We start from the raw sequence: 12538 nt of genomic DNA on the forward strand, positions 1-12538 counted from the left end.
TCAGAACTTCTTGATGTCAGCCTTGGTTTCCAACTGCTTGCGGTAGGCCGCGAAGTCCTGCTGGCCGACACGGGAGGCAAGGAAGCGGCGGTATTGCGCCTTTTCTTCGTCCGTTGGCGCAGCGGCTTCGTTGACGCCGTTCAGGCGCACGATGACCAGGCTACCGTCCGCCAGGGTCACGGTGGTGAAGGTCGGCTTGTCCTTGGCCGCTGGCTTGGGCATGCGGAACAGGGCTTGCAGCACGGCAGGATCGATCGCTTCCTGGCTACGGGTAGCCGCTTCAGTGACCTTCCAGGCCTGGCCGTCAACCGGCTGGTTCAGCGGGGTCTTGCCATCACGCAAGATGGCGATCAGCTCGTCAGCGTGAGTCTTGGCAGCCGCGCTGGCGCGCTCCTTGGCCATCTGCGTGCGAATTGCCGCTGCAACGCTTTCCAGCGGCAATTGCGAAGGCTTCAGGTGCTCTTTGGCACGCAGCACGATGATGGTTTCCGGGTCCAGCTCGATGGCGCTGCTGTTGGCACCCTCATCCAGCACTTCCGGGCTGAACGCAGCGGTGACCACGGCACGATTGGCCGCAACACCTTCGCCACCTTCACGGCCAAACGGCGCGGAGGTGTGTACGGTCAGTTTCAGGTCAGACGCCGGCTGGGCCAGGTCGGAGGCTTCGAATGCCGCATCTTCCAATTGCTTGGTCGCTTCGACATAACGCTGCTCAACCTGCTGGGTCTTGAGCTCTTTGGTCAGCTTGTCTTTCAGGCTGGCAAAGGTCGGCACTTGCGGTGCCTCAACGCCCAACAGCTTGATCAGGTGCCAACCGAAGCTGCTGCGCACCGGCGCCGATACCTGGTCCTTGTTCAACGCGTACAAGGCGGTTTCGAAGTCCGGATCGTAGACGCCAGGGCCGGCAAAGCCCAGGTCACCGCCATTGCTGGCCGAACCTGGATCCTGGGAGAACTCCTTGGCCAGGGCTTCGAACTTCTCGCCCTTGGCAAGGCGTGCCTGGATTTCTTCGATCTTGGCCTTGGCTTGCGCGTCGGTGGTCTTGTCGTTGACTTCAATCAGAATGTGCGCGGCACGACGCTGTTCAGCGAGGTTGGCGATTTCTTTCTGATAGGCGGCCTGCAGCTCATCATCCTTCACGGTGACCTGGTCGAAGAAGGAAGACTTCTTCAGTTCCAGATAGTCGATGACCACTTGATCAGGGGTCATGAACTCTTTGGCGTGCTGGTCGTAGTAAGCCTTGACCTCGTCGTCGGTGAGCTTCACCGCAGCGGGGTTGGCCTTGATGTTGACGGTGGCGAAATCGCGGGTCTGCTTTTCCAGGCGGGCGAATGCCAGGACTTCGGCGTCGGTCACGAAGCCGCTGCCAGCGATACCTGCGCGAATCTGGCCGATCAGCATTTCCTGGGTCAGCATCTGACGGAACTGCATACGGGTGTAGCCCAGCTGACGGATCACCTGGTCAAAGCGTTCAGGGCTGAACTTGCCGTCGACCTGGAATTCCGGCGTTTGCAGAATCACCTGGTCCAGCGCAGCTTCAGAGAAGCCAAACTTGGCGTCGGCAGCGCCTTGCAGCAGCAGCTTGCGATCGATCAGCCCTTTGAGGGCCGCTTCGCGCAGCAGTTTTTCGTCCAGCAGCGAAGCATCGAAATCCTTGCCCAGCTGTTGCATCAGCTGGCGGCGCTGCATGTCGACGGCCTGGCTCAGTTCGGTCTGGGTGATTTCTTCACCGTTGACCTTGGCCACGTCCTGCTTGTTGTTACCCGAAGCCTGGAAAATGGCCTCGATACCGGTGAACGCCATCAACGCGACGATGATCCCGATAATGGTCTTGGCAATCCAGCCTTGTGAATTGTCCCTGATATTTTGCAGCATGCGTCCCCCAGAAACGGTTGAACTTCAAGAATAGGCAACCGTGGAGCGTGGGTAGAGTACGGATATAAGAAAGGCGCATCCAAGGATGCGCCTTCTCGCAACTGGCGGAGCGGACGGGGGTTTTCGTTCTCCCCCCGGCTTGGCGACCCGATGCATACATGGGTCTGCTTGCCGCTCCGCTGCCAGGTCGAACCTGCGTCCGACCCGGGTAGGTAAAGGCTTGGTCGAAGCTTAGTTAACGGCTTCTTTCAGGGCTTTACCGGCTTTGAAACCTGGTTTCTTGGCAGCAGCGATTTGCAGTGCTTTGCCAGTCTGTGGGTTACGGCCAGTGCGAGCTGGACGGTCAGTCACAGAGAACGTACCGAAGCCTACCAGTACTACGGAGTCGCCGGCCTTCAGAGCGCCAGTGACGGATTCGATTACTGCATCCAGCGCACGGCCAGCAGCAGCTTTCGGGATATCAGCGGATGCAGCGATAGCATCAATCAGTTCCGACTTGTTCACTCTAAGTCCCCTTATATATCTGTTGAGTATGATTCTAAGTTTTTTGGTGAAAGCAAAAACCAGTGCTGAATGGCCTACAGACACTTAAGAGCCGCTTTATAACAAGGGCTCTAAAAAGCTGTCAAGGAAGCCCCCAGGCTTTAACACATTAATGCGTGCTAATTCTTTCCTTGGAATCAGACTCGCGTTTTTCGTCCTTTGCAACTATCTCCGGAGCCACATCCGGCAAGGGCTCCGGCGCGTATTGCAGCGCAATTTGCAGGACCTCGTCAATCCATTTAACCGGTTTAATCTGAAGATCCTGCTTGATATTGTCCGGAATTTCCTTCAAGTCGCGAACATTCTCTTCAGGAATGATCACGGTCTTGATACCACCCCGGTGTGCAGCAAGCAATTTCTCTTTCAGACCACCGATAGCCAATACCTGACCACGCAGGGTGATTTCCCCTGTCATGGCCACATCGGCACGTACTGGAATGCCGGTCAATGCCGACACCAGGGCCGTGCACATGCCTACGCCGGCGCTAGGGCCGTCTTTGGGGGTCGCCCCTTCCGGCATGTGGATGTGCGTGTCGTGCTTCTCGTGGAAGTCCAGGGGGATCCCCAGGCTTCTGGCGCGGCTGCGCACCACGGTCTGCGCGGCAGTGATCGACTCGACCATCACGTCACCGAGGGAACCGGTCTTGATCAATTGGCCTTTGCCCGGGATCACCGCGGCTTCGATGGTCAGCAACTCGCCGCCCACCTGGGTCCATGCCAGGCCAGTCACCTGGCCGACCTGATCCTGCTGCTCGGCCAGGCCGTAGCGGAATTTGCGCACGCCCAGGAAGTGCTCCAGCGAATCGGCCGTGACCTTCACCGCGAAGCGTTTTTCCAGTGCATGTTCCTTGACCGCCTTGCGGCAGATCTTCGCAATCTGGCGCTCCAGGCCCCGTACACCGGCCTCGCGGGTGTAATAACGCACGATGTCGCGGATCGCCTCGACCTCGAACTCGATCTCGCCTTTCTTCAGGCCATTGGCCGACGTCTGCTTGGGCGCGAGGTACTTGACGGCAATGTTGATCTTCTCGTCTTCGGTGTAACCCGGCAGACGAATCACCTCCATCCGGTCCAGCAACGCTGGGGGGATATTCATGGAGTTGGAGGTGCACAGGAACATTACGTCGGACAGGTCGTAGTCGACTTCCAGGTAATGGTCGTTGAAGTTGTGGTTCTGCTCGGGGTCGAGCACTTCCAGCAAGGCCGATGCCGGATCGCCACGCATGTCGCTGCCCATTTTGTCGATTTCATCGAGCAGGAACAGCGGGTTGCGCACCCCCACCTTTGTCATCTTTTGAATCAATCTTCCTGGCATCGAACCGATGTAGGTGCGGCGATGACCACGGATTTCCGCTTCATCACGCACACCACCAAGGGCCATGCGCACGAACTTACGGTTGGTGGCGTTGGCAATCGACTCGGCGAGGGAGGTTTTACCCACACCCGGTGGACCGACCAGGCACAACACCGGGCCGCGAATTTTCTTCACGCGTTTTTGCACGGCGAGGTATTCGAGAATGCGCTCCTTGACCTCTTCCAGGCCATAGTGATCGGCGTCGAGAATGTCTTCGGCGCGAGCCAGGTCCAGGCGTACCTTGGTCTGGGCCTTCCACGGCACCTGCACCAGCCAGTCGATGTAGGACCGCACCACGGTGGCTTCGGCCGACATCGGCGACATCTGCTTGAGCTTGTTCAGCTCGGCGGTCGCTTTGGTCAGGGCGTCTTTCGGCAGGCCGGCGGCATCGATGCGCTTTTTCAGCTCTTCGATTTCGTTGTGACCTTCCTCGCTGTCGCCGAGCTCTTTCTGAATGGCCTTCATCTGCTCATTCAAGTAGTACTCGCGCTGACTGCGCTCCATTTGTTTCTTCACGCGACCACGAATGCGCTTCTCGACCTGCAACAGGTCGATCTCGGCATCCAGCAAGGCCAGTACATGCTCGACACGGGCCGGCAGGTCGATGATTTCGAGGATGTCCTGCTTCTGCTCGATCTTCAGCGCCATGTGCGCGGCCATGGTGTCGACCAGGCGGCTCGGCTCATCAATGCTGTTGAGGGATGACAGGACTTCAGCCGGAACCTTCTTGCCCAACTGCACATACTGCTCGAATTGCGAGAGTAGGCTGCGTACAAACACTTCGGACTCGCGCTCAGGGGCCTCGACTTCGTCGATCAGCGCCACTTCGGCACGCAGGTGGCCGTCCACCTCCATGAAGCGCTCCACCGCACCACGTTGCTCACCTTCCACCAGCACCTTGACGGTGCCATCCGGCAGTTTGAGCAGTTGCAGTACGGTAGCAATGGTACCGACGCGATACAGGGCATCTTCGCCCGGATCATCGTCGGCAGGATTTCTCTGGGCCAACAGCAGGATTTGCTTGTCGCCCGTCATCGCGGCCTCGAGGGCTTCGATAGACTTCTCGCGCCCCACGAACAGCGGGATAACCATGTGCGGATAGACGACGACATCACGCAACGGCAGGAGAGGCAATTCGATGGTTGTCTTCATGATTTCGCCTCTATGACAGTTGAAAAGTAAGCTTGAAACCAAGATGGGGGCTGCATGCAAAAAAAACAAGCTTATTGCCAGCAGTTAAACGCACTAAACGCTCCGGCGTAAAAAACGCCGTAAAAACAAAGGGGCCTCTGGAGGCCCCTTTGTTTATACCGACACTGCGACACGCTTACGCGTCAGGCGCAGCCTTGGCAGTCGGCTCACTGTTTTCATAGATATACAGTGGCTTGGACTTGCCTTCTATAACGCTTTCGTCGATCACCACTTTACTCACCTCGGACTGCGAGGGGATCTCGTACATGGTATCAAGCAGCACACCTTCAAGAATCGAACGCAGGCCACGTGCACCGGTCTTGCGCTCCAGTGCCCGCTTAGCCACTGATTTGAGCGCGTCGGTACGGAACTCGAGGTCTACACCTTCCATCTCGAACAACTTGGCGTATTGCTTGGTCAGCGCGTTCTTCGGCTCGGTGAGGATCTGAATCAGAGCAGCCTCATCCAGCTCGTCCAACGTGGCCAGGACCGGCAGACGGCCAACGAATTCCGGGATCAGACCGAACTTGACCAGATCGTCAGGCTCGACTTCACGCAGGGACTCGCCTACTTTCTTGCCTTCTTCCTTGCTGCGCACTTCGGCACTGAAACCAATGCCACCACGGGTGGAACGCTGCTGGATCACTTTTTCCAGGCCGGAGAACGCACCGCCACAGATGAACAGAATGTTGCGTGTATCAACCTGAAGGAATTCCTGCTGCGGGTGCTTGCGGCCGCCTTGTGGCGGTACGGAAGCGACCGTGCCTTCGATCAGTTTCAACAACGCCTGCTGCACGCCTTCACCGGAAACGTCCCGGGTGATCGACGGGTTGTCCGACTTGCGCGAGATCTTGTCGATTTCGTCGATGTAGACAATACCCATCTGGGCCTTCTCTACGTCGTAGTCGCACTTCTGCAGCAGTTTCTGAATGATGTTCTCGACATCCTCACCCACGTAGCCAGCCTCGGTGAGGGTGGTGGCGTCGGCGATGGTGAACGGAACGTTCAGCAGGCGAGCGAGGGTTTCTGCAAGCAGGGTTTTACCCGAGCCTGTAGGACCGATCAGCAAGATGTTGCTCTTGCCGAGTTCAACTTCGTCGCCTTTCTTGTCACGCTGGTTCAAGCGTTTGTAGTGGTTGTACACCGCTACGGCCAGAACCTTCTTTGCACGCTCTTGACCGATCACATACTGGTCAAGGATGCCGCTGATTTCTTTAGGCGAAGGCAATTTATGCGCGCTGCTCTCGGCCTGGGCTTCCTGCACCTCCTCACGGATGATGTCATTGCACAGGTCGACGCATTCGTCGCAGATAAACACCGAGGGGCCGGCAATCAATTTGCGTACTTCATGCTGGCTTTTGCCACAGAAGGAGCAATAGAGCAGCTTGCCGTTGTCCTCGCCGTTGCGGGTGTCAGTCATTCGTTCGATCCAAATCCGATAGGCTTGCAACACAAGATGAAGGCTTATGCGGGCTTTTTCAAGCCCGCCAGTGGTCGGACATGCCGACCAGCCCTATTTTGAGCGGCTTATATTAAGCGGGGCGCTTTTCGATCACTGCGTCGATCAGCCCGTACGCACGTGCGGCCTCTGCACTCATGAAGTTGTCGCGGTTGGTATCACGCTCGATTTCTTCCAGCGTGTGCCCACTGTGCTTGGCCATCAGCGTGTTGAGACGCTCGCGGATAAACAGGATTTCCTTGGCGTGAATTTCGATATCCGACGCCTGGCCCTGGAAACCGCCCAGTGGCTGGTGAATCATCACGCGCGAGTTAGGCAGGCAGAAACGCTTGCCCTCGGCACCGGCAGTCAGCAGGAACGCGCCCATGCTGCAGGCCTGGCCGATGCAGGTGGTCGACACGTTCGGCTTGATGAACTGCATGGTGTCGTAGATCGACATGCCCGCTGTTACCGAACCGCCTGGGGAGTTGATGTAGAGATGGATGTCCTTGTCCGGGTTTTCCGCTTCAAGGAACAGCAGCTGCGCACAGATCAGGTTGGCCATGTAGTCCTCTACGGGGCCCACCAGAAAGATCACTCGCTCCTTGAGCAGGCGCGAGTAGATGTCGTAGGCGCGTTCGCCACGAGCGGACTGCTCGACAACCATCGGGACCAGGCCGCCAGCGGCCTGGATATCAGAGTTCTGCTGAATATAGGAATTACGGAACATGCTCTGCAGTTACTCCCAAATAGTCATGTCTTGAAAACGCATAAGCCAGCGCGAGGCTGGCTTATGGTTGAATTTCCAACGAGTTGGACAATCAGTCGGCTTGTGCTGCTTCCGCCGGTTTGACTGCTTCTTCGTAAGAGACCGCTTTATCGGTCACCTTAGCCTTCTGCAGAACAGTATCCACAACTTGTTCTTCCAGCACAACCGAACGCACTTCGTTCAGTTGCTGATCGTTCTTGTAGTACCAAGCCACGACCTGCTCAGGCTCCTGGTAGGCCGAAGCCATTTCCTGGATCATTTCGCGAACGCGGTCTTCGTCTGGCTTGAGGTCGAACTGCTTGACCACTTCAGCCACGATCAGGCCCAGCACGACGCGGCGCCTGGCTTGCTCTTCGAACAGCTCAGCCGGCAGTTGGTCAGGCTTGATGTTGCCACCAAACTGCTGAACAGCTTGAACGCGCAGGCGATCCACTTCGTTGGACAGCAGGGCCTTAGGCACTTCGATCGGGTTGGCGGCCAGCAGACCGTCCATGACCTGATTCTTGACCTTGGACTTGATGGCCTGACGCAGCTCGCGCTCCATGTTCTTGCGAACTTCGGTACGGAAGCCTTCGATACCGGTTTCCTTGATGCCGAATTGAGCGAAGAACTCTTCGTTCAGCTCTGGCAGCTTAGGCTCGGAAACGCTGTTGACGGTCACGGTGAACTCGGCAGCTTTGCCAGCCAGGTCCAGGTTCTGGTAGTCAGCAGGGAAGGTCAGGTTCAGAACGCGCTCTTCGCCGGCTTTGGCGCCAACCAGGCCGTCTTCAAAACCTGGGATCATGCGGTTGGAACCCAGCACCAGCTGAGTACCCTTGGCGGAGCCGCCAGCGAAGACTTCGCCGTCAACCTTGCCAACGAAATCGATGTTCAGTTGGTCTTCGTTCTGGGCAGCACGATCAGCCACTTCGAAACGGGTGTTCTGCTTGCGCAGGATTTCCAGCATGTTGTCCAGGTCGGCATCGGCCACTTCTGCGCTCAGGCGCTCTACGGCGATGGAATCGAAGCCGGCAACGGTGAACTCAGGGAACACTTCGAATACGGCAACGTATTCCAGGTCTTTACCTGCTTCCAGGGACTTAGGCTCGATCGACGGCGAACCCGCCGGGTTAAGCTTGTGCTCAACGACCGCTTCGTAGAAAGAAGCCTGGATCACGTCACCTACAGCTTCCTGGCGCGCGTCGGCACCAAAACGGCGCTTGATTTCGCTCATCGGCACTTTGCCCGGACGGAAACCAGCGATCTTGGCCTTCTGGGCAGTCTGCTGCAGACGCTTGTTGACCGCAGTCTCGATACGCTCAGCCGGCACGGTGATGCTCAGGCGACGCTCGATAGCAGTAGTATTTTCAACAGAAACTTGCATGGATATTCCTCGTTGCACAGACGTTAGCCGGCCATTTCCGACCCCAATCAAGGGCATGCATTCTAGAGGGTCAAACTCAAGAAGTCACCCTGCTGGAAATGGGTAAAAAAACAGCAGGCCATTTATGGGCTCAAGCGCACTCATGCACCTCAGCCCGTTAGCAAATACAGCTCGTCACGCCAGGGCTCTGCAACGACCCTTCTATATATAGAAGGGTCGGCGAGCAGACCCCGACCGCCAGCCCTGCGAACAAGGCCGGCAGGCAGGCTCGCAGCATCGAGAAACACAAATACGACGAAACGCCCTGCCCTGGAAACTCGAAACGCCTGAACGAAAACGGCACAGCCCTTTTCAGGTACTGCGCCGTTATTTGCTATTTAATAGCTGTACTGACCCCTGTATAGCCGAGCATCAGTTCTACACGTTCAAAACCGGCAGCGATTCTAACGCCAAGGCATTGAGAATGCTTGTTTTTTCTTGGCGTCAATAACTACCGGACGCCTCGTATCGCTCTATGGCCGCAAACACCCGCAGGCGTGCCCGATGCAACAGTACGCGCGCATTGGGCACACTTACCCCCAAAAGCTCGGCGACTTCATCCAGCTCAAGCCCCACACGCTCGCGCAGTATCAACGCACCACTCTGCAATACCGAAAGCTCCTGCAAAGCCTGCTCAATACAAAGCCGCAACTCATCTTCGCCGATCAACGCCTCAGGCGTATCTTCATGCCACCCAACCGGGCCACCTACCCACTGGCCACCAACTGCGCAAAAGCGCTCGCCACCCAACCCGCCATCCAACAGGGCCTCACGCCGCGTCACCCCATAGCGGCATTTCGCCTTGTTGGCAGTAACCGTCAACATCCAAGTCTTGAGACTTGACCGCCCCTGAAAACCACCCACCCCACGAACAATGGCGAGCCACGCCTCCTGCACCACATCGTCAACATGCCGATGACCTGCAATCGCACACGCCACCGCACGCATCGCCCCCTGGTAAGTGTTGACCAAATCACGGTAGGCTGACTGCTCTCCCCGCAGCAGGCGGCCCACTAATTGCGCCTCATCCATGGCGACCTCCCGACTTCCATCCTGTTGTCGTACCAACATTAGACCGCCCTCGACGTTAGCGCCCGAAAACCGCGAGGCCTCAGACCTACCCAAGGCCGTCCTCGCCAATACATACGAGACAGGGCATTTTTCGGATGCAAAAAAAAGCGCCAGATCGATGATCTGGCGCTTTTTCGAATATGGGGTGGACGAAGGGGATCGAACCCTCGACAACGGGAGTCACAATCCCGTGCTCTACCAACTGAGCTACGCCCACCATATTGCATCAACAAGGAACTCAAACTGCTTCCCTGCCTGACCTCACCCCGCCCGAAGGCATGAACGAAGCTTTAATTGGTGCGGATGAAGAGACTCGAACTCTTACGCCTCGCGGCGCTGGAACCTAAATCCAGTGTGTCTACCAATTCCACCACATCCGCGCTTGAAGCTCTTAAAGCAAAGGCGCCAGACGATTAATCTGGCGCCTTTTAAAATATGGGGTGGACGAAGGGGATCGAACCCTCGACAACGGGAGTCACAATCCCGTGCTCTACCAACTGAGCTACGCCCACCATCTGACGCTACTTGTGCCAAAGCTGCCTAATGGCGCACCCGGCAGGACTCGAACCTGCGACCATCCGCTTAGAAGGCGGATGCTCTATCCAGCTGAGCTACGGGCGCCTTATTAATCTGTACTCTTGGAGGATTACAAACTAAGTGCTTCCAGCCTTGCAGAACAACACGCTATTCTGCTCGACCTTCTTAACCAGTGCTAGGCTGTGCCCGACAAGTGCGACGAATAGTATAGACGCCCTCCAAACCCGTCAAATCTTTTTTGAAAAAAATTCATTTTATTTAAGGGGTTAGGGCAATTTGCAGACCAAGCGCCTTTGCCCTCACGCCTTGGCATGCGAGAATGCGCGCACTTTTCTTCCCCCTCTCGATGGTTAATCACGCGTAATGACTGCACAACTTATCGACGGCAAATCAATCGCCGCCAGCCTGCGCCAGCAGATCGCCAAACGAGTCACCGAGCGCAGCCAGCAAGGCCTGCGCACGCCTGGCCTCGCGGTGATCCTGGTCGGCAGCGATCCTGCCTCTCAGGTTTATGTCTCGCACAAGCGTAAAGACTGTGAAGAGGTCGGCTTTATCTCCAAGGCCTACGACTTGCCTTCCGAGACCACCCAGCAGGCCCTTACCGACCTGATCGACGGTCTCAACGACGACCCTAAGATCGATGGCATCCTGCTGCAACTGCCATTGCCCGAGCATCTGGACGCCTCGAAATTGCTGGAGCGCATTCGTCCGGACAAAGACGTCGACGGCTTCCACCCTTATAACGTCGGCCGCCTGGCCCAACGTATCCCGCTGCTGCGCCCGTGCACGCCGAAAGGCATCATGACCCTGCTGGAAAGCACCGGTGTCGACCTGTACGGCCTCGACGCCGTGGTCGTCGGCGCGTCCAACATCGTCGGCCGCCCGATGGCCATGGAACTGCTGCTGGCCGGCTGCACCGTGACCGTTACCCACCGCTTCACCAAGGACCTCGCCGGTCACGTTGGCCGCGCCGACCTGGTGGTGGTCGCCGCCGGCAAGCCGGGCCTGGTCAAGGGTGAGTGGATCAAGGAAGGCGCCATCGTGATCGACGTGGGCATCAACCGCCAGGAAGACGGCAAGCTGGTCGGCGACGTGGTGTACGATACCGCCCTGCCCCGTGCCGGCTGGATCACCCCGGTGCCCGGCGGTGTCGGCCCGATGACGCGCGCCTGCTTGCTGGAAAACACCCTGTACGCCGCAGAGACCCTGCACGCTTAATAACCGGGTGTACTGAAAAAGCCCTGCCTTATCGCGGGGCTTTTTATTGCCCGCAATAAATCCTGTTTTTTCTTAGTTTTTAAGCACTTTCGTCAGGTTCTAGAAGAACATTCGACAGTTTCTGATCCATACTCCTAAAATGTAACGGCATTTATCCAAAACCCGTTTCCGAACGGTATTTCCTTACTTTTTAGCGAGTTCATCCGCGTGAAAATTCGTCTCTCTATTGTCAGCCTATTTTTTGCGTTTACAGGCACCTTCGCTCACGCCGCCGAAACCACCCAGGCCCCGCGTGACACCTCCAAACTGCAAATCGCCTCCGGCAGCGCCATGCTGGTAGACCTGCAGACCAACAAAGTCATCTACTCCAGCAACCCGGACGTGGTGGTGCCCATCGCCTCGGTGAGCAAGCTGATGACCGGCCTGGTGGTGCTGGAAGCCAAACAGAACATGGATGAGTACATCGACATCAACATCAAGGACACGCCGGAAATGAAAGGCGTGTTTTCCCGCGTGAAAATCGGCAGCGAGATGCCGCGTAAAGAAATGCTGCTGATCGCGCTGATGTCCTCGGAAAACCGTGCCGCCGCCAGCCTGGCGCACCACTATCCAGGCGGCTACCCGGCGTTTATCGCCGCGATGAACGCCAAGGCCAAGGCGCTGGGCATGACCAGTACTCACTATGTGGAACCCACCGGCCTGTCGATCCACAACGTGTCCACCGCCCGGGACCTGAGCAAATTGCTCGCCGCCGCGCGTCACTACCCGTTGCTCAGCCAGTTGAGCACCACCAAGGAAAAGACCGTGTCGTTCCGCAAGCCCAACTACACCCTGGGCTTCTCCAACACCGACCACCTGATCAACCGCGCCAACTGGGACATCAAGCTGACCAAGACCGGCTTCACCAACCAGGCCGGCCACTGCCTGGTGCTGGTGACCAGCATGGGCAACCGCCCGGTGTCATTGGTGATCCTGGACGCTTTCGGCAAATTCACCCACTTTGCCGATGCCAGCCGTATCCGCAATTGGGTTGAAACTGGCAAGAGCGGGTCGGTGCCGGATGTGGCGTTGCGCTACAAGGCCGACAAGAACCTGAAAAATCGGCCGAACGCTGCAGAAGCGCGTCGATAACCGACCATA

Annotated in this window: 9 protein-coding genes and 4 tRNA genes; 2 read left to right on the plus strand and 11 right to left on the minus strand. The window is 57.3% G+C overall.

Features of this window, described 5'->3' with window-relative positions:
- The 11 genes from BLR69_RS09905 to BLR69_RS09955 all read right to left on the minus strand — a co-directional run bounded on the left by BLR69_RS09905 (window position 1) and on the right by BLR69_RS09955 (window position 10264).
- Complete coding sequence (locus tag BLR69_RS09905; RefSeq protein ID WP_071493497.1) at window positions 1-1875, minus strand: SurA N-terminal domain-containing protein; 1875 nt, start codon at window positions 1873-1875, stop codon at window positions 1-3.
- A 231-nt stretch (window positions 1876-2106) separates the two neighbouring features.
- Window positions 2107-2379: an HU family DNA-binding protein gene (locus tag BLR69_RS09910; protein WP_003174819.1), complete on the minus strand. Its 273-nt coding sequence runs from the start codon at window positions 2377-2379 to the stop codon at window positions 2107-2109.
- 148 nt (window positions 2380-2527) lie between these two features.
- Window positions 2528-4924, minus strand: a complete 2397-nt coding sequence (lon, locus tag BLR69_RS09915) for an endopeptidase La (RefSeq protein WP_071493498.1) — start codon at window positions 4922-4924, stop codon at window positions 2528-2530.
- Between the two features lie 175 nt (window positions 4925-5099).
- Window positions 5100-6383: an ATP-dependent Clp protease ATP-binding subunit ClpX gene (gene clpX, locus BLR69_RS09920; RefSeq protein WP_003238279.1), complete on the minus strand. Its 1284-nt coding sequence runs from the start codon at window positions 6381-6383 to the stop codon at window positions 5100-5102.
- 112 nt (window positions 6384-6495) lie between these two features.
- Window positions 6496-7131 (minus strand): ATP-dependent Clp endopeptidase proteolytic subunit ClpP, encoded by a 636-nt coding sequence (clpP, locus tag BLR69_RS09925; protein ID WP_003238276.1) that lies wholly within the window; start codon window positions 7129-7131, stop codon window positions 6496-6498.
- A 91-nt stretch (window positions 7132-7222) separates the two neighbouring features.
- Window positions 7223-8533, minus strand: coding sequence for a trigger factor (gene tig / locus BLR69_RS09930; RefSeq protein ID WP_071493499.1), 1311 nt, complete (start codon window positions 8531-8533; stop codon window positions 7223-7225).
- A 483-nt stretch (window positions 8534-9016) separates the two neighbouring features.
- Complete coding sequence (locus BLR69_RS09935) at window positions 9017-9604, minus strand: RNA polymerase sigma factor (protein ID WP_232000970.1); 588 nt, start codon at window positions 9602-9604, stop codon at window positions 9017-9019.
- Between the two features lie 180 nt (window positions 9605-9784).
- Window positions 9785-9860, minus strand: a tRNA-His gene (locus BLR69_RS09940).
- A gap of 78 nt (window positions 9861-9938) precedes the next feature.
- Window positions 9939-10023: transfer RNA gene (locus tag BLR69_RS09945), tRNA-Leu, on the minus strand.
- Window positions 10024-10079: 56 nt separating this feature from the next.
- Window positions 10080-10155, minus strand: a tRNA-His gene (locus BLR69_RS09950).
- 32 nt (window positions 10156-10187) lie between these two features.
- Window positions 10188-10264 (minus strand) — tRNA-Arg (locus BLR69_RS09955).
- Window positions 10265-10543: 279 nt separating this feature from the next.
- Here BLR69_RS09955 and folD point away from each other — a divergent pair.
- Window positions 10544-11398: a bifunctional methylenetetrahydrofolate dehydrogenase/methenyltetrahydrofolate cyclohydrolase FolD gene (gene folD / locus BLR69_RS09960; protein WP_058426811.1), complete on the plus strand. Its 855-nt coding sequence runs from the start codon at window positions 10544-10546 to the stop codon at window positions 11396-11398.
- Between the two features lie 207 nt (window positions 11399-11605).
- Window positions 11606-12529: a D-alanyl-D-alanine endopeptidase gene (gene pbpG / locus BLR69_RS09965; RefSeq protein ID WP_071492048.1), complete on the plus strand. Its 924-nt coding sequence runs from the start codon at window positions 11606-11608 to the stop codon at window positions 12527-12529.
- Window positions 12530-12538: the final 9 nt, after the last annotated feature.

The sequence above is a fragment of the Pseudomonas azotoformans genome, from assembly GCF_900103345.1.
Classification (GTDB): domain Bacteria; phylum Pseudomonadota; class Gammaproteobacteria; order Pseudomonadales; family Pseudomonadaceae; genus Aquipseudomonas; species Aquipseudomonas azotoformans.

What these genes read in the sequence shown, in the direction of transcription:
- folD (WP_058426811.1), top strand. Translation starts at nt 10,544, where the DNA reads ATGACTGCACAACTTATCGACGGCAAATCAATCGCCGCCAGCCTGCGC.
- lon (WP_071493498.1), bottom strand. Translation starts at nt 4,924, where the DNA reads ATGAAGACAACCATCGAATTGCCTCTCCTGCCGTTGCGTGATGTCGTC.
- clpX (WP_003238279.1), bottom strand. Translation starts at nt 6,383, where the DNA reads ATGACTGACACCCGCAACGGCGAGGACAACGGCAAGCTGCTCTATTGC.
- tig (WP_071493499.1), bottom strand. Translation starts at nt 8,533, where the DNA reads ATGCAAGTTTCTGTTGAAAATACTACTGCTATCGAGCGTCGCCTGAGC.
- BLR69_RS09935 (WP_232000970.1), bottom strand. Translation starts at nt 9,604, where the DNA reads ATGGATGAGGCGCAATTAGTGGGCCGCCTGCTGCGGGGAGAGCAGTCA.
- BLR69_RS09905 (WP_071493497.1), bottom strand. Translation starts at nt 1,875, where the DNA reads ATGCTGCAAAATATCAGGGACAATTCACAAGGCTGGATTGCCAAGACC.
- clpP (WP_003238276.1), bottom strand. Translation starts at nt 7,131, where the DNA reads ATGTTCCGTAATTCCTATATTCAGCAGAACTCTGATATCCAGGCCGCT.